Here is a 17,540-nt window from a genome sequence, read left to right on the forward strand (position 1 = left end):
AAACTATTTGCGTCCTATCTTTTGTTAAGAGGGAATCAAATTTCTTATCGATAAGGCTTTTCTTTAATTTTCACCCAAAATCAGCAAAATGCCATCAGCCCGTTCCACGAATCTTAAGAAGATAACCACCCACCAGCTTCAGGAAATGAAGAACAGGGGGGAGAAAATAGCCATGCTTACCGCCTATGACTATTCCATGGCCAAAATATTGGACGGCTCAGGCATAGACGTCATTCTTGTTGGGGATTCCGCTTCCAATGTCATGGCGGGCAACGATACCACTTTGCCCATTACACTGGATCAGATGATTTATCACGCCACAAGTGTGGTTCGTGCTGTGGTTCGTGCCCTGGTCATTGTCGACATTCCGTTTGGCTCCTATCAGGGCAACTCCACTGAGGCGCTGCGATCCGCCATCAGGATCATGAAGGAGTCGGGCGGACACGGCGTGAAGATGGAGGGTGGCAGCGAGATCAAGGAAAGCATTGTGAGGGTGCTGAGCGCAGGCGTGCCGGTAATGGGGCACCTTGGCCTAACACCGCAGTCTATTTTCAAATTTGGTACCTACACCGTCCGGGCAAGGGAAGAAGCTGAAGCACAGAAGCTTATCGAAGACGCCAGGCTGCTGGAAGAAACAGGCTGCTTTGCCATCGTGTTGGAAAAAATTCCAGCCAAGCTGGCTAAAAAAGTAGCCGAGGCTGTCAGCATCCCGATTATTGGCATTGGTGCCGGGCCTGATGTAGACGGTCAGGTGCTTGTTGTGCACGATATGCTGGGCATCACCAAGGAATTTCAGCCAAGGTTCTTGCGCCGCTATGCCGACCTCGACAGCGTGATGACTTCTGCGGTGGAAAACTACATTGACGATGTGAAAAAGAACGACTTCCCAACGCAAGAGGAGAGTTATTAATTTTCATTAGATTTATAGTATGATATCAATAATATACCCTGAAGGAGACTACTCGTCTTCGGACTTAGCTATCAGGCTTCAAGCATTGGCGCAAAGCCAGGGTAAGAATACTATTTATGTTGTCCCTAAACACCTGGGGAGAAACCCGGAGGCAATATATAAGAAACTGTCCAAGTCAAGCACGGCTTTATTGTTAATGCATGACAAGACTGGATTGGACAAAGGGACAGAAGAAGAGATAAGGTATCTTCTAGGCCGCTCGAAAAACATCCATGCCATTTTGCCTTCGAATGTTGTACTGCCAAAGGATATTGAAAAGAAAATAAATGTTCTGCCCTATGGGGGAGGAACCAACAAGGCGTTTGCCGATATTGTCCAGGAAACTGTTCGGCAACTGGAGCCAAAAAACGGTGCAAAGAGTGAAAGCGGGAATGACTTTGCAGTTCTTTTGGCCTTGTTGGCAATGGTTATTCTCTTTATCGGACTTTCGTCAGACGATGGGAATAAGTAGATATCGATCAATACTGTTAATTGATAATGACGTCTTAGTAAATCTTTCTTTACTTATTGAAGCTGGCAGAAAGGACAGCTTCATGAAAGTAATCTCATTTCTCGCAATTACTTACACTGCTATTTGGATTCCAGCGACAGTTAGATACGAGTTTCTCATTAAGCGCAGGGATAAGAAAAGAAACAGAGTTCTAAAATGGATAATGAAGGAATTTAGTGTAGTTACGCTGTGTCCGATCAAAGTGAGTAAGAAGGAAATAGAGATTTTCGTGGGTAGCAATGACGAGAATGCTGGCGAGGCTGATGCAATAATCCAATGTCAAAAGGCCAAATCGAGTGATAGCTTTGCCTTTTCTGATATTGTCTTCTTTTCAAATGACAAAAAGGCGTTAACCAGAGCGGAAGGCTTTGATATATCTCTTCTAAGATATTCAACTTTCAGAGAGAGAATGTTAGAAGCTGGAATAGAGATTCCCATCTAAAGAAGGGATGAAGCCTCGTTTTAGGTGCTGAACGTCATCAATCTCTAGCCTTCCTCCATGACTTTGATCATAGATGATGCTTCGGCCTTTTTTCTCTTTTCCCTTTGATGTATATTGAATCAAAAACCAACCCTGATCTATGATTTTTTACATTATCATGGGGGCGGCGGTCGTCCTCTTCCTCTACACCATCAGTGTTTACAATCGGCTTGTTAAGAACAAAAACATGGCTGAAGAGGCCTGGAGCGGTATCGACGTTCAGCTCAAGAAGCGCTACGACCTGATACCGGCCCTTGTCAATACTGTGAAAGGCTATGCCAGCCATGAAAAGGAGACACTTGAAAACGTGATCAAATGGCGGAACATGGGCGTGTCGGCCAACACAGTAAAAGACCAGGAGAACGCAGAAGTGGGCCTAAGCGCCGTGCTGGGTCGCCTGATTGCTTTGTCCGAAAACTACCCGGATCTGAAAGCCAACGCTAATTTTCAAGACCTTCAAAAGCAGCTTTCCGAGATCGAAAATGCTATTCAGCTTTCTCGTCGATATTACAACGGTGTGGTGCGTGACTTGAATATCACTATCGAGTCTTTTCCAAGCAACCTTGTGGCTTCCTCTTTTGCTTTTAGCAAAAAAGACTATTTCGAAATGGACAACGCCCAGCGGGAAGCTCCGGAGGTAAAATTCTGAACCATGAAGAAGCTGGTAACGCTATTGCTGGGAGGCCTGTTCTTTTCGGGCCTTGCAGCACAGGAAAGCATCATTTCTCCTCATCAGGAGCATGTCATTTCTTATGAAAGTGACATCACGATAAACCAGGATGCTTCCATCGATGTAGTGGAAACGATTAAAGTTTATGCCAATGGTAATGAGATAAGGAGGGGCATTTACCGGGCGTACCCAACAGAATACACAGATAGCGACGGTTTTTCGATGTCTGTTGGCTTCGAAGTATTGGAAGTGCTGAAAGATGGGGAGAGAGCGCCTTACCACACTGAAGGCAGCAGAAATGGGGAAGTGGTTTATATAGGTGAGGAAAATGTGTTTCTTGAGCCAGGCGAATATACTTACACCATTAAGTACCGGTCGGAAAATCAGTTGGGTTTTTTCGACGGTTATGATGAACTCTACTACAACATCAATGGTAATGGCTGGATTTTTCCTATGGGAAAAGTTTCAGCTACTATCCATTTGCCGCCTGATGCGGACATTACACAATACAGTGGCTATACCGGTTTCGAAGGCGACGATGGCAAGGACTTCGAGGTGACAGAGGAGGGCAATCAAATCACCTTTACCACGACCCGCCCGTTTCAGGCCTACGAGAACTTAACCATAGCTGTTGCCTGGCCAAAAGGAATAGTCACGGAGCCTGAACGGCCGCTGAAAGCTTTCTATATTTGGTTGGATCAATGGGGCATTTATATCAGCGCCGGCCTTCTTGGGCTGCTTTTGATTTATTGGCTAAGAGCGTGGAATCAGGTAGGGGTCGATCCTAAAAAGGGAGCCATCATTCCTTTATTTGAACCCCCAAATGGTTTTTCGCCCGCCGACTGTTATTATGTCTATCACGAAGGGTATGGACAGAAAGGACTTGCAGCCGACTTGGTCGATATGGGCGTCAAAGGCCTTTTAACAATTGACTACGAGGACAAGAAGTTCAGCCTCCATAAGAACGACGAAAACCAAATCAAAGTGGCCTCTACTGCTCAAAGGGTGCTGTTTGATAAAATTTTCGGCACATACCGAAAAAAGTTGGTGTTGGAGCAGGAAAACCATAGTACGATTAGCGCTGCCATAGCCGCCCACCAAAAAGGGGTTAAAAGTGAGCTTGACGGGGTCTATTTTAGAATGAACAGTTCATATATATGGCTGGCATTTCTGATCACAATTATCGGGATGCTTGCCATGGTGCCATGGGGAAGGTATGGAGCAGGCTTCCTTATATTTTGGCTTCCCCTGGTTAGCCTTCCTGTGATTGGCCTGGTAGCCGGAAGCATCAGCTCGGGAATGACTTTCGTTGAAAAACGATACGGCCTGGGAGCATTCATCGCTTTCATGATCTTTACTATCCCAGGTTTATTGGGTTACTTGTTTGTCATATATTATAACCTGGAGAGCGCACTCATGCTAGTCATCGCTCTCGGGTACATCATAGTGAATGGTATGTTCATCTACCTGATCAAAGCGCCGACTGTCGAGGGAAGGAAGATACTGGATCAGCTGGAGGGGTTACGATTGTTTATGAAAACAGCGGAAGAGGACAGGTTCAACCGGCTCCAAAGCAAAGGGTCAGCGTTGGAGCTTTTCGAAAAACTACTTCCTTTTTCCATTGCTCTTGGTGTGGAAAACGAGTGGGGTGAGCATTTTGAGTCTTACCTGAAAGCCACGTCGAACGATGGCATGGATTATCACCCAATTTGGTATCACAATGCCTCAATGAGACACTTCAGTAGCAGCACATTTAGTAGCAGCATCAGCTCGAGTTTGACCTCCAACATTAGTAGCTCATCCACTGCTCCTGGTAGTAGTTCAGGCAGCGGGGGCGGTGGCTCATCGGGCGGCGGCGGTGGCGGCGGTGGTGGCGGTGGCTGGTAAAGTCACTGTCAATCAGTACAGCGTGGTTAAATCAAATACCTTTCGTAATTGAGCTGGGTACACTATCGCCCTTTAGCTGTGAGAAATAGCAAAATTACTGTAATTTGGCGCCGCAGGAGGGAGGTTGATTTTTTCTCGCTGTCAACGGTATGATTTTCAAATAATGAGTGAGCAGAAAATCATATGCTAAAACGGAAGCCTAAGGTTTCGGGGACGTTCACTCGGCCGATTTTCCAATAACGAAGGAAACTAGCAATCATTTACATAAATCGCAGACCTAACAGGTCTTTTGAAACTCAGGAAACAAATGGCAAAACAAGGCAAGATCATTTACACCATTACAGACGAGGCGCCTGCATTGGCTACACATTCATTGTTACCAATCATTGAGGGATTTACGTCGCCAGCTGGTGTAGCAGTGGAGACGAGAGATATCTCTCTTTCGGGGAGGATTATTGCAAGCTTCCCGGAAAAACTGACCGAAGGGCAGCGGATCAATGATGATCTGGCAGAGCTTGGTGAACTTGCCAAAACACCGGAATGCAACATTATCAAATTGCCGAATATAAGTGCTTCCATTCCACAGCTGGTAGCCACGATCAAGGAACTGCAGGCCAAAGGCTATGACCTGCCAGACTATCCTGAAGACCCCAAAAATGCTGAAGAGAAAAGCATTAATGTGCGTTATAATAAGATTAAGGGAAGTGCGGTCAACCCTGTGCTTCGTGAAGGAAACTCCGACAGACGTGCGCCACGGGCAGTGAAAGAGTACGCCAGAAACAACCCCCATTCGATGGGTAAATGGGAAGCAACTTCCAAATCGCACGTTGCTTCTATGACAGAAGGCGATTTCTACGGAACTGAGAAATCAGTGACCATGGATAAAGCGGACATCATAAAAATAGAGCATGTAGCTGCTAACGGTACTGTAACTGTATTGAAGGGAAAATTGGCCCTGCAAAAAAGCGAAGTAATCGATGCTTCTGTATTGAGTGCGAAAAAGCTCAGTGCTTTTCTGGAGGACGAGGTTGCTAAAGCTAAAAGCGAAGGAGTGCTGTTCTCAGTACACTTGAAAGCAACTATGATGAAGGTTTCCGACCCTATCATTTTTGGTCATGCAGTGTTTGCGTACTTCAAGCCTGTGTTTGAAAAGCATGCAGCTACTTTTAAAGGTCTGGGCGTAGACCCTAATAACGGAATGGGAGATTTGCTTGCGAAATTGGAAACCCTTCCTGCCGATAAGAAGGCTGAAATTGACGCAGATATAAAGGCATGCTACGATAAGCAGCCCCCTTTGGCAATGGTGAACTCTGATAAAGGAATTACCAACCTGCACGTGCCAAGTGATGTTATTATCGACGCCTCTATGCCAGCTGCCATTCGCACTTCCGGTCGGATGTGGGGGCCAGACGGTAAAGCAAAGGATACCAAGTTTGTGATTCCGGATAGATCATATGCAGGTGTTTATGACGCTGTAATTGAAGACTGTAAAACGAATGGAGCATACAATCCGACTACGATGGGCAGTGTGCCAAACGTTGGGTTGATGGCTCAGGCGGCTGAAGAATATGGATCTCACGATAAGACTTTCCTGATCCCGTCGGCTGGAAAAGTAAAGGTGGTTGGTGCCGATGGTAATACCTTGATTGAACATGCAGTGGAAGCTGGCGACATCTGGAGAATGTGTCAGGTAAAAGATGCTCCGATTCAGGACTGGGTGAAACTGGCTGTGACTCGTTCAAGGCTGTCTGCTACTCCAGCGGTATTTTGGCTGGATAAAAAGCGTGCTCACGATGCCGAACTTATCAAGAAAGTAAATACTTATCTCAAAGACCATGACACAAAGGGTCTTGAAATCCAAATCATGTCACCGGTGGAAGCGACTAAATTCACTGTGGAGCGCATCAGAAAAGGGCTTGATACTATTTCTGTGACAGGAAATGTATTACGGGATTACCTCACCGACTTGTTCCCTATTTTGGAAGTTGGCACCAGTGCGAAGATGCTTTCTATCGTGCCGTTGATGAATGGTGGTGGACTGTTCGAAACAGGAGCCGGAGGTTCAGCGCCCAAGCACGTGCAGCAGTTCAACGAAGAAGGTCACCTGCGCTGGGACTCTTTAGGCGAATTCCTTGCGTTGGCGGCTTCATTGGAGCATTTGAGCATTGCCACAAGTAACCCTCGTGCGCAGGTTTTGGCAGACACTTTGGATGCCGCCACTTCCAAGTTTTTGCAGGAAGACAAGTCGCCCTCTCGTAACGTAAATGAGATTGACAACCGTGGCAGCCATTTCTACCTGGCAATGTACTGGGCAGAAGCTGTGGCCGCTCAGGATAAGGACGCAGAGTTGAAGTCGATTTTTGCGGGTGTTTATAAGAGCCTCAGCGAAAACGAAGCCAAGATCAACAAAGAACTGTTGGCAGCCCAGGGTTCACCTGTTGACATCGGCGGTTATTACAAGCCTGATGAGGCTTTGACATTCGCAGCCATGCGTCCAAGTGCTACGCTGAATGCCATTGTGGATAGCTTGAAGAAATGATCTGGTGTGGGGTTATTGGTTAAGGAGTTAGCCGATAATAAAATTTATGCAGACGTCAGGATTGTCTAAGGTTGATGATCCTGATTTTTTGTTTCTGAGCCCCATGGATGATTTGTATTCAGAGAACAGAACGCATTCCTAATTGTTATATAAAAAACCGTCCTATGTTGTCGAGTTTTTTATTTTGTCAACCTTTCGTATGTTGACGCATACTACCGATTGAGATGATTGAAAAGGAACTTCCGTTATTCCCTCTCAACCTCGTAGCCTATCCCGGCGAGGAGCTGAACCTGCACATTTTTGAGCCAAGGTACAGGCAGCTTATTACGGAGTGTGTCAATACCAACACTACCTTTGGTGTTCCGTCTTACGTTCTCAGCAAGATCGAGTATGGCACCGAAGTAAAAATTGTGAAGCTTGAAAAAACCTACGATGATGGCCGAATGGACGTTCGAACCGTCGGCATGGGTATTTTCAAAGTACTCGATTTTGTCAGCCCATGGCCAGGCAAACTGTATTCCGGTGGCACGGTCGAAATGGTTAAAACCATGCCGGATGGCGATGTAGTTTTGCAGGAAGAGCTATTTAAGTTGGTCAACGACCTGTTTGAGTGGCTTGGCATGGAGGGGCTCGTGAAATTTGATCAAAAAATGCTCACCTACGCCATCGCTCACAAGATCGGCCTGAGCAAAGAGCAGGAATACGAGCTGCTGAAGACCACCTCTGAAAAGAAGAGGCAGGAGTTCCTCATTAATTACTTGAAGCTAACAATCCCCATTGTTAAGCAAATGGAGCAGGCCAAAGACCGTATTCGCCAGAACGGTCATTTCAAACACCTGGATGCACTTGATTTTTAGGTGGTTCTTCATTCAAAGAATATCAGTATAAGAAACGTCATGCCTGCGAAAGCAGGCATCTCTGTTAATTGCCTACAACACATCAGCGTGAATGACTCATCTTTCGAACGACGATGTTCCAACCAGTTCAATCCATTAATTTAGTGCATCATTGGTCTACATCAGTTACTTTAGCATAAAAAGACCTCTATGCCCGAGCTTTCAGGATTTGGCACCATACTATTATTTATCATAGGAGGCTTCGTCTTCGTGCTGCTTTCCGTAGGCTTTGCTATGCTTGTCAGGCCCAACAGACCCAATATCGAAAAGCTCACCACCTACGAATGTGGTGAGAATCCATCGACAAGCGCCTGGGGCAAATTCAATGTCCGATTCTACATCGTAGCACTTATTTTTCTCCTGTTCGAAGTAGAACTGGTCTTTCTTTTCCCATGGGCAACCGTTTTTGGGCAAAAAGAACTCGTCGACGCTACCGGTGGGCTATGGGGCTGGTTTGCACTTGGAGAAATGACGGTCTTCGTATTAATACTGGCGCTTGGGCTTGTGTTTGCCTGGGCCAAAGGTTATCTGGAGTGGGAGAGGCCAGTTGTGGAAGCCACCCGGATGGATTCAAAAGTGCCGGATAAGCTGTATGAGGCAGTGAGTAAAAAAGTAAAAAGTATTCGGGCAGAAGTACCTGTAGTAAAAGAGGAGGTTGTATAATGGGACTACTTGATCAGCAACTAGGGCAAGGCGGAGTGATTATCACTAGAGTGGACGACTTGATCAACTGGGCCCGGCTTTCGTCCATTTGGCCCATGGGTTTTGGACTGGCCTGCTGTGCCATCGAAATGATGGGGTCCATGGCCTCCAATTACGACCTCGACAGGCTGGGTGTGTTTCCTCGCCCTTCTCCAAGGCAGTCCGATGTGATGATAGTGGCAGGGACAGTTACCTTCAAAATGGCCGATAGGGTTCGCAGACTTTATGAGCAAATGGCCGAACCGCGCTATGTCATCTCCATGGGTTCATGCTCCAACTGTGGAGGCCCCTACTGGGAACACGGCTACCATGTGGTGAAAGGGGTCGATCGCATCATTCCAGTGGACGTTTACGTGCCCGGGTGCCCCCCAAGGCCAGAAGCATTGATTGGGGGCATATTGAAACTTCAGGAAAAAATTAGAGGTGAGAGCCTGATGGCTCCTGCGGCACTTGAAAGACTGATGGCAAAAAAAGCTGAAAAAGCAACGCAGGCTTAATCCATACCCTCCAGGCGGCTCTAAGCTCCCGGAGCGGTTGTCAGGTATTACCAGAAATCCTATATTTTCGTAGATTAGCGAAAGGTACTGCCATTTGGTGCCCACAGCGTTAGCTGGTGGCAACAACTGGCTCGCCAATCAATTAGAAAAAAATGGCTGGAGAAAATCATTTAACCTATTTCAAAGTCGAGAACTTCAAGCGCTTCAAAGAGCTTGAGGTGAAAGACATTGGGCAGTTCAATTTGGTGCTGGGGGATAATAATGTAGGGAAGACGAGTTTTTTGGAGGCTTTGTTGTTCGAGTCTTGGTATTCTGATTGGTCATTTCTCAATTTTAAATGGGCGCTAATCCAAAAAAATGCAGATGCTTCTTACAAAGGCGACGTAATGTATGCCTACCTAAATAGAGAACAGGTTGGAAAATATAGTGAAGAACTGATAAAATATAGGTTTGAGTTTGCGTCGGGAGACTTTGATGACAGGAAAGGCAAAGATTTCCAAATAAACGTGAGCGGCGGGGGATTTGTAGTTGAGCCGCCGATTACGAGCCCGTTATTACAATATGAAAGTGATGCCTCTAAAAGGCTAGAACTATCTCCAGATTTCAAAGCTCCTTTGATTCCTTTTTCTTTAGCCTATAAAGATGATCTCGTTTATCAATATTCGAAGGACATTCAGGAAGATAAGTATTCTAAGAATGCCTTGATTAATGGGCTAAAAATAATAGTCCCAAGCATCAATGATATCGAAGTCAGCTTGAAACAAAAAGATTCGCCTTCTTTGCTTATTAAAAGGAGCGATTATAGATTTTCAATGCCGCTTGTTTCTTTCGGAGACGGTGTAAACAAGCTTTTTCGGATTTTATGTGACATCATTTGGTTTCGTGGGAAACGTCTAATGATCGACGAAATCGACACAGGCATCCACTACAGCCGGATGAAGGATTTCTGGGAGACAATACTCCTGGCAGCAAAAGAAAACGATGTGCAGCTTTTTGCTTCGACGCATAATCTTGAGTGTATTAAATATTTTAAAGAAGCCTTGGAAGAATTATCTGATTTGCAAGATAAGGCTAGGACTATAACGCTTGTTGAACATCTTCAGACTAAAGATATTTTGGCTCACACCAATCATTTTGATGTGCTGGAATCCGAACTCGCTTTGGGTAATGAGGTAAGGTGAAATGAAAGACACTTACATTTTTGTTGAGGGGGATACCGACGAGAAGTTTCTTCAAGCTATTTTCCTGAGGCACTATTCTGATGGGGATCGAGTACAGTTTATCTCACTTGGAGGCAATTATAAAAGGCTGGAAGAGAAAAAGAGGGTTGAGCAATTAAAAGACGGACGTAGGAACCTTATTATCGTAGACGCAGACGTCAACAATTTCAACCAGGTTAAATCCGGCGTTCAGGTACTGCTTGACCGGATTGCAGAAGAGCAAGAACGTTTAAATATACCTTTTCAGGCAGATTCATTTCTATTTCCAAATGATATCTTGGACGGCAATCTGGAATCACTGGTGAGAAACTTAGCTCCATTGAATAAAAGTGACATATGGAATTGTATTGATGGTTACTCAAAATGTGTGGAGCAAATTCAAACTCCTGGCTTTCGAGCAATTGACGCTAAAACAAAGATATATATCTACGTAAATGCACATGATCACGTAAAATGGAATGCTCAGGAGTGGTTGCTTGATACCGAGATTTGGAATCTTGAATCGAATAGCCTCGATAATTTATTAGCCTTTTTGGACAAGTATTTTACAAGAAATCAATGACCCACACCGACATTAAATCTCGTATCGAAGCTGAATTTGGGGCCTCATCCGTGCTGGATACCATCGAAAACGCCACACCAAAGGGCCTCGTTGTGTCAATTGACAATTTGCAGGACGTATGCCTTTTCCTGCGTGACAACGAGCAAACCTATTTTGACTCTCTCTCCTGCCTGACAGCTATCGATAATGGCGTGGAGGCCAATACAATCGAGGTGAATTATAACCTTTATTCCATTCCTTACAACTTTCATTTACTTCTTCGAGTAATTGTCGCCAGAAACCAGGAGGAGGCGGACCTGCCAGTTATCCCCACAGTCAGCGATGTTTGGAAAACTGCCGAGTGGCATGAGCGGGAAGCTTTTGACCTTGTCGGAATTACTTTCGAAGGTCATCCGGATTTGCGTCGCATTCTTTTGCCAACCGACTGGCAGGGCCATCCGCTACGAAAGGATTATTCGACCCAGGAATACTACCACGGAATGAAAGTTGACTACTAATGAAAATCAGAACACGATTAACTAATAACAGGTAACCACTTGAGTACCGTTCAATACACATACGACCCCAAGCACCTCGAAGCCTCAGAGCCTACGAAATACAAACCGGAAGACCTGACGGAAGAGCAAATGCTCATCAACATCGGCCCTCAGCACCCGTCCACTCATGGTGTTTTGCGTTTTGAGGTAATTACCGATGGCGAGGTAGTGGTCGACGTTGTGCCTCACCTGGGCTATTTGCACCGCTGCTTCGAAAAGCACGCTGAGAGCATGCCTTTCAACCAAGTCATTCCTTATGTAGACAGGCTCGATTACGTGGGGGCAATGAATAACGAGCATGCCTATGTAATGGGAGTGGAGCGCATGCTGGGCATTGAAAACGATATTCCAAAAAGAACTGAATACATCCGGGTACTTGTGGCAGAGCTCAACCGTCTGGCCTCTCACTTTGTGGCCATTGGCACCTACGGACTGGATATTGGTGCAGTCACCCCCTTCCTCTGGATGATGCGTGACCGGGAACACATCCTGCGCATGCTCGAGTGGGTGAGCGGTGCTCGCATGCTTTATAATTACATCTGGATAGGCGGCCTGTTCTACGACCTGCCTGTAGGTTTCGAAGAGCGTTGCAAGGAATTTGTCACCTACTTGAAGCCGAAGCTGGTGGAAACGAGAGACCTGTTGCTGAGCAATAAAATCTACGTTGAGCGTACCGCCAATGTAGGGGTGCTGTCCCGTGACCTGGCCATCAATTACGGAGTGACCGGGCCGATGCTAAGGGCTTCCGGGCTTCGCTTTGACCTACGCCGGATAGATGGCTATAGCGTATACCCGGAGCTTGATTTTGAAATTCCGGTTGGAGAAGGCACCGTCGGAACGGTAGGCGACTGCTGGGATCGGACTTGGGTGCGCTACAGGGAATGTGAGGAGTCTGTCAAGATTATTGAACAGTGTCTGGAAGTGCTTACAAAAGAGCACAAGCGCACCCGTGATTATGATCCACGAGCCATGGTTCCGAAAAAGATCAGGCCCCAGGCGCAGGACTTCTATGTTCGTGCAGAAAACCCAAAGGGAGAGCTTGGCTTCTATTTCCGTGCCGATGGCCGGAATGACGTGCCCGTTCGCTGCAAGGCTCGCTCTTGTTGTTTTTCCAACTTGTCAGTCGTTCCTGAAATATCGAGAGGCGTCCTTATTGCCGACTTCATTGCCATAGTTGGCTCAGTAGATTTTGTGCTGGGAGAGGTTGATAGGTGACTTTTTAGACCGTTTGCCAGTCATAATAGCTGCAAAACCTATTTTGCTAAATATTTTACTAATTAAAGCTAAATATGTTGACATTATAATTGTCACTTGCTATATTTGATAGTATAAAAGGAGGTTATTATGGTGACATACAAAATTCAGATATATCCTTCCCAGTCCATAACGGACTATGTGAGGGATCGTAAAACACAAATACTTGACGAGTTTGGGCAGTACAAGTTTTACAATTCCCATCCTCACGTTAGTTTGTTTTCTTTTCAGGCAGACATCTCTCACGAACATCTTATCACTAAGGCATTAAGGGAGACGTCTGTTTTTGTCGACTCATTTGACATCTCACTCAACGGATTTGCCTACCTGAAGAGCAACAGAGCCATTTACCTCAAGATCGGAAATGGGTCGCAGGTGGCCCGGATCAATCAGCTATTTTATCAGAAATTTAGAGAGTCTGCCAAAAGCTTCGGTGTTAGGGTGATCGATCCTGTGTTTGCTAAATATCCGCACATGATTATTGGAAGTGAGTTTGAGCAGAAGGCCTTTTTAAAAATACACCAAACGTTCGTTGACCAAAAATATAAGGAGACCTTTCAGGTTGATCAGGTGCGCTTACTCAGAGACATAGGCAATGGCAAAAATGACTCGGTAGAAGCCATTGCTCTATTAGAGAAAGCTGCTATCAGTTTGAAGTGGCCGGAAGAGAAAGTTTGGATGGTAAATGAGCCGCAGATGTCTTTGTTTTCGCATGTAGCCTAACGAGCACATCTATTTTTTAGTCGGCTCTTTTCCCGAAGTCTTTCACCCTTAACTATATGGCTACTATGTGGTCACCTGCAACTGATCATCGCTCTATTATCCATATGGATTTGGATAGCTTCTTCGTATCTGTGGAGCGGCTACAAAACGACTATTTCGTTGGGAAGCCACTCCTGATTGGTGGCGGTAGCGACCGTGGAGTTGTGGCTTCTTGTAGCTACGAAGCCAGGGCATTTGGTGTACACTCTGCCATGCCCATGCGACTTGCGAAACAGTTGTGCCCCGAAGCTATCGTTGTTCGTGGCGACATGGAGAGGTATTCTCAGTACTCGCAGATGGTTACCGAGATCGTGCATGAAGCCGTCCCTTCCTACGAGAAATCATCTATCGATGAGTTTTATGTTGATTTAACAGGCATGGAAAAGTTCTTCGGCTGCATGAAGCTGGCCACCGAACTAAAAGCACGGATCAGAAAAGAAACCGGTTTGCCTATTTCCTTTGGGCTTTCTGAAAATAAGACTGTCTCAAAGGTAGCCACCAACGAGTCGAAGCCCGATGGACAGAGGCAAATAGCCTATGGCACCGAGAAGGGTTTTCTTTCTCCTCTGACAGTAGATAAAATTCCGATGGTGGGTGAGAAGACGGCCTACACGTTGCGAAAAATGGGTGTGCAGAAAATCCATACCCTGCAGCAAGTGCCAGTGGAAATGCTCGCTGCGGTTTTTGGAAAAATGGGCAGGGTTATTTCCGAGAAAGCGAACGGCATTGACCGTACGCCCATTGTGCCTTATTCAGAGAGAAAGTCTATTTCCACTGAGAATACCTTCGAGCAAGACACCATCGACGTAAAAAAACTGGAGTCGATACTTGTTGCCATGACTGAGCAGCTAGCGTTTAAGCTTCGGAAGGAACAGCAACTGACCTCTTGTGTCACAGTCAAAATTCGCTACTCTGATTTTGATACCCATACCTTGCAGCGGAAAATGCCCTACACCTCGGCAGACCACGTGCTGATTCCTATGGTGAAGGAGCTTTTCAAAAAAGCCTATAGCCGCAGGATGCTCATTCGCCTTATTGGGGTTCGCTTCAGCGGCTTGGTGCATGGCAATTACCAGATCAACCTTTTTGAAGACACCGAAGAGGGCATCAAGCTCTACCAGGCAATGGACAAGCTTCGTCAAAGGCATGGGGATAAGGCCGTTGTTCGTGCTGTAGGCATGGGCGTATCTAGGAGGAGTTTCAATCCATTCAATGGTGCTGCTGCGTGATCAGCACCACCATGCAGGCGCTTTCAAGGTGATATATGCCTTTCCTGTAATTGCGGTAACTTGCTAGTAGTCAAGACCGTAACGGTAATAGGACTAATCTCAATTACTTATGCTAACAAGAAAGAGCTTTATTAAGGGAGTCGTTGCAAGTTCAGCGCTACTAATTCCCGGAGTATCGGCCATTGGCGGCACGGCGCAGAACAGGCCAACACCTATCGATAGTGCGCTTGTGAAAGATTTCGTTTCTAAAGGCCATACCGACCTGGACGGGACCAAACAGATGTTGGCGGAAATACCGACCATACTCAACGCTACCTGGGATTGGGGGAATGGCGACTACGAAACGGCATTAGGTGGGGCTTCCCACATGGGGAGGCCTGACATCGCTCAGTACTTAATAGACAAAGGAGCAAGACTGGATATCTTCACGGCAGCCATGATGGGAAAGTTAGATTTAGTGAAGTTGATTGTGGCTACCTATCCAGCCTCACTCACCAGCGCCGGGCCTCATGGCATTACTTTGATGAAACATGCTGTGATGGGAGGAGAGGCGGCAGTAGAAGTGGTCGAATACCTTAAGTCTCAGGGAATAGCGAAATAGGAGGACAAGTTAGAGGCCTTCGTTGTTACAAAGGCGTATGATTATTGCCGAGGCCTTTTCCCGCTAAATCTTCTAAACATTCTTTTTTCGAACTCCCAAAAGAAATTGAACTGCCCAAAAATGAAGCCGTAAAAAAGCAGGATGAGGTTGTAGATAGGTAGTATCAAGATGTAGTAGAGAATAGTCAGTAGCGTGTAGTATTCCTCTGATGCGTGGATAAGACGAAAGAGGGGCTTTTTCAGAAAAAGAACTGTAAAGCCAGTGCATGCAAATACAATCAACACGATTGCTACCTGCCAGCCGCTTTTCAGGTTCCATCTGTCCTGTAGTCGGGTTAACCAGCTTTCTTTTTCTTTACTCATGAAACTGCCTGCCAATAACTTTTGATAGGTAACGGAGCGTCCACTGTCATTGTTTCTTTTGTGACCGGGTGAGCAAATATCAACGTTTTTGCGTGTAAGTTGATACAGGAATCCTCGTTCGGAAACTGCTGTCCATATTTACGATCGCCTTTAATGGGGCAACCCATCTTGCTCAGCTGAGCCCTTATCTGGTGAGGTCGGCCAGTCACCGGCCTTACTTCAAGCAGACAATAGTCGTGGAATACCTTCAGAACTTTGAACGACAACTCGGAGCGCTGCGCACTGCCTTTTTCCTTGTTGTAAGCTGTTACGGTATTTTTTTTTGAGTCTTTTTCAAGCCAGTGAACCAGCGTAGCTTCCTCTTTGGGAGGCCTCCTGGTAACTACTGCCCAGTAAATCTTCTCAATGGTTCTTTCCCTGAAAGCTTTGGTCATACGCTCCAGGGCCTTTGACGTTTTGGTGAGCATTACCACTCCGCTTACCGGCCGGTCTATCCTATGCACCAGCCCCATAAATACTGCTCCTGGCTTGTTGTATTTATCCTTAACATAGTCCTTTGCATAGTCGACAAGCGACTGGTCGCCAGTTTCATCACCTTGCACCAACATGCCCCCGGGTTTGTTCACGATGAGCAGGTGGTTATCTTCGAACAGAATTAGTTTTCTAAAATCCACAAGTTTTTTCTAATGATCAAAGGTAGAAATTTATTGGTCAGCGCTGTGCTGGTTTTTTTAGTTCTTTGTGGAGCCTATTATTGGTGGATTCAGTCCGGCAGATCTTACGCTGAATTTGAAATGACATCGGAGCGCTCTGTTTTTGTCAAAGCGGGCACCTACACCAAAGGCAATATCGTTGGCATTCAGCCCTATATGGTGCCGGCAGACTACCGGTCGGCCGATGCGCTCTATGCTAAGTTGAACCGTTACCTTTCAATAGCAAAAAAGAACGGATGCTTCACTGCAGCTACCGTGGTCGTTTTTCCTGAATACATTGGAACATGGCTGGTGGCCATCAATGAAAAGGCCTCAGTGTATACAGCAGAAAAGGCTGAAGACGCCCTACGTACAGCGGCTTATTCTCATCCGATGTCTTTCTTGAACAACTATTTTGCGTCGGATGCTAAAGATCGGGCAACTGCGGCTCTTTTTTTATCGAAGGCGGTTGAAATGGCAGAAGCTTATCAGCGGGTGTTCAGCAGGCTGGCAACTGAATACCAGGCCACGGTGGTGGCAGGATCTATTGTTTTACCTTCGCCGTCGGTAGAAGCTGACGTGCTGCGGGTGGGTAAAGGGCCCTTGCTTAACGTGTCGGCCACCTTTGATGCCACGGGCAAGTTGGTGGCTCCACTGACAGTGAAGAATTTTTTGACATCCGAGGAAACGGCTTTTACCGTGGCTGGAAATAGTGGCCAACTGCCTATAGTTGGTACGTCGGCCGGGAAGGCAGCAACGTTGATCTGCGCAGATTCGTGGTATGATGATGCATATCGGGTCATTGCAGACAAGGAAGTCGATTTTGTGGTGGTGCCCTCTTTTTTGGCTGGCGAAAATGTGTGGAACCAAACATGGAAGGGATACAATGGAGGCCAGCCTCCTGCCAATGTCAGTCCCGATGACATCGGCACACTGACAGAAGGTCAAGCCTGGCAGAAATATGGCATGCTTGGCCGGGCGCCGGAATTTGGCATCCAAACGGGGCTCAACATTTTTCTGAGAGGCCAGCTATGGAACCTTGGCACCAACGGAAACCCCCTTGTGCTGTCTGAAGGCCAGCCCGAAATGATTGAAATTCCTGCAGATGGGGCTGCCATCGTTAATCTTCAGTTTTAGGTAATTCTGACATCTTGTCACAACTATTGCCCCGAAAACCACTTGGCACAACC

Annotated in this window: 19 protein-coding genes; 17 read left to right on the forward strand and 2 right to left on the reverse strand. The window is 46.3% G+C overall.

Annotated features, from left to right (window positions below):
• Window positions 1-88 precede the first annotated feature (88 nt).
• From panB to GC130_RS09940, 16 genes are all read left to right on the forward strand, one after another.
• The gene (panB, locus tag GC130_RS09865) at window positions 89-910 is read left to right on the forward strand and encodes a 3-methyl-2-oxobutanoate hydroxymethyltransferase (protein ID WP_151998133.1); all 822 of its coding nucleotides are present in this window, start codon (window positions 89-91) and stop codon (window positions 908-910) included.
• A 19-nt stretch (window positions 911-929) separates the two neighbouring features.
• Window positions 930-1,421, forward strand: a complete 492-nt coding sequence (locus GC130_RS09870) for a hypothetical protein (protein ID WP_151998134.1) — start codon at window positions 930-932, stop codon at window positions 1,419-1,421.
• A 202-nt stretch (window positions 1,422-1,623) separates the two neighbouring features.
• Window positions 1,624-1,902: a hypothetical protein gene (locus tag GC130_RS09875; RefSeq protein WP_151998135.1), complete on the forward strand. Its 279-nt coding sequence runs from the start codon at window positions 1,624-1,626 to the stop codon at window positions 1,900-1,902.
• 139 nt (window positions 1,903-2,041) lie between these two features.
• On the forward strand, window positions 2,042-2,590 hold the full coding sequence (locus GC130_RS09880) for a LemA family protein (RefSeq protein WP_151998136.1): 549 nt from the start codon (window positions 2,042-2,044) through the stop codon (window positions 2,588-2,590).
• A 3-nt stretch (window positions 2,591-2,593) separates the two neighbouring features.
• Entirely contained in the window at window positions 2,594-4,498 is a 1,905-nt protein-coding gene (locus GC130_RS09885) for a DUF2207 domain-containing protein (protein WP_151998137.1), read from the forward strand.
• A 307-nt stretch (window positions 4,499-4,805) separates the two neighbouring features.
• Window positions 4,806-7,037: an NADP-dependent isocitrate dehydrogenase gene (locus GC130_RS09890; protein WP_151998138.1), complete on the forward strand. Its 2,232-nt coding sequence runs from the start codon at window positions 4,806-4,808 to the stop codon at window positions 7,035-7,037.
• Between the two features lie 224 nt (window positions 7,038-7,261).
• Window positions 7,262-7,894: an LON peptidase substrate-binding domain-containing protein gene (locus GC130_RS09895; protein WP_370455774.1), complete on the forward strand. Its 633-nt coding sequence runs from the start codon at window positions 7,262-7,264 to the stop codon at window positions 7,892-7,894.
• Window positions 7,895-8,083: 189 nt separating this feature from the next.
• Window positions 8,084-8,596 (forward strand): NADH-quinone oxidoreductase subunit A, encoded by a 513-nt coding sequence (locus tag GC130_RS09900; protein WP_151998139.1) that lies wholly within the window; start codon window positions 8,084-8,086, stop codon window positions 8,594-8,596.
• Window positions 8,596-9,132 (forward strand): NADH-quinone oxidoreductase subunit NuoB, encoded by a 537-nt coding sequence (gene nuoB / locus GC130_RS09905; RefSeq protein ID WP_151998140.1) that lies wholly within the window; start codon window positions 8,596-8,598, stop codon window positions 9,130-9,132. Before GC130_RS09900 ends, nuoB begins: the two co-directional genes overlap by 1 nt.
• Before the next feature lie 152 nt (window positions 9,133-9,284).
• Entirely contained in the window at window positions 9,285-10,313 is a 1,029-nt protein-coding gene (locus GC130_RS09910; RefSeq protein ID WP_151998141.1) for an ATP/GTP-binding protein, read from the forward strand.
• A 1-nt stretch (window position 10,314) separates the two neighbouring features.
• A complete protein-coding gene (locus GC130_RS09915) occupies window positions 10,315-10,914 on the forward strand; it encodes a DUF3226 domain-containing protein (RefSeq protein ID WP_151998142.1) in 600 nt (199 codons plus the stop codon).
• Window positions 10,911-11,411 (forward strand): NADH-quinone oxidoreductase subunit C, encoded by a 501-nt coding sequence (locus GC130_RS09920; protein WP_151998143.1) that lies wholly within the window; start codon window positions 10,911-10,913, stop codon window positions 11,409-11,411. Before GC130_RS09915 ends, GC130_RS09920 begins: the two co-directional genes overlap by 4 nt.
• Before the next feature lie 39 nt (window positions 11,412-11,450).
• Window positions 11,451-12,665 carry an NADH-quinone oxidoreductase subunit D gene (locus tag GC130_RS09925; RefSeq protein WP_151998144.1) on the forward strand — a complete coding sequence of 405 codons (1,215 nt, stop codon included), beginning with the start codon at window positions 11,451-11,453 and terminating at the stop codon, window positions 12,663-12,665.
• A gap of 129 nt (window positions 12,666-12,794) precedes the next feature.
• Window positions 12,795-13,427 carry a 2'-5' RNA ligase family protein gene (locus GC130_RS09930; protein WP_151998145.1) on the forward strand — a complete coding sequence of 211 codons (633 nt, stop codon included), beginning with the start codon at window positions 12,795-12,797 and terminating at the stop codon, window positions 13,425-13,427.
• Between the two features lie 65 nt (window positions 13,428-13,492).
• The gene (gene dinB / locus GC130_RS09935) at window positions 13,493-14,695 is read left to right on the forward strand and encodes a DNA polymerase IV (RefSeq protein WP_151998146.1); all 1,203 of its coding nucleotides are present in this window, start codon (window positions 13,493-13,495) and stop codon (window positions 14,693-14,695) included.
• Window positions 14,696-14,804: 109 nt separating this feature from the next.
• Window positions 14,805-15,296: a hypothetical protein gene (locus GC130_RS09940; protein ID WP_201568411.1), complete on the forward strand. Its 492-nt coding sequence runs from the start codon at window positions 14,805-14,807 to the stop codon at window positions 15,294-15,296.
• A gap of 41 nt (window positions 15,297-15,337) precedes the next feature.
• On the opposite strand, the gene GC130_RS09945 is transcribed toward GC130_RS09940, so the two are convergent.
• The gene (locus GC130_RS09945; protein ID WP_151998147.1) at window positions 15,338-15,658 is read right to left on the reverse strand and encodes a DUF6787 family protein; all 321 of its coding nucleotides are present in this window, start codon (window positions 15,656-15,658) and stop codon (window positions 15,338-15,340) included.
• Complete coding sequence (locus tag GC130_RS09950) at window positions 15,655-16,332, reverse strand: RluA family pseudouridine synthase (protein WP_151998148.1); 678 nt, start codon at window positions 16,330-16,332, stop codon at window positions 15,655-15,657. Before GC130_RS09950 ends, GC130_RS09945 begins: the two co-directional genes overlap by 4 nt.
• A 12-nt stretch (window positions 16,333-16,344) precedes the next feature.
• Between GC130_RS09950 and GC130_RS09955 the strand changes: the two genes are divergently transcribed.
• Window positions 16,345-17,487: a nitrilase-related carbon-nitrogen hydrolase gene (locus tag GC130_RS09955; RefSeq protein ID WP_151998149.1), complete on the forward strand. Its 1,143-nt coding sequence runs from the start codon at window positions 16,345-16,347 to the stop codon at window positions 17,485-17,487.
• Window positions 17,488-17,540: the final 53 nt, after the last annotated feature.

The sequence above is a fragment of the Imperialibacter sp. EC-SDR9 genome (assembly GCF_902498805.1).
Classification (GTDB): Bacteria; Bacteroidota; Bacteroidia; order Cytophagales; family Cyclobacteriaceae; genus Imperialibacter.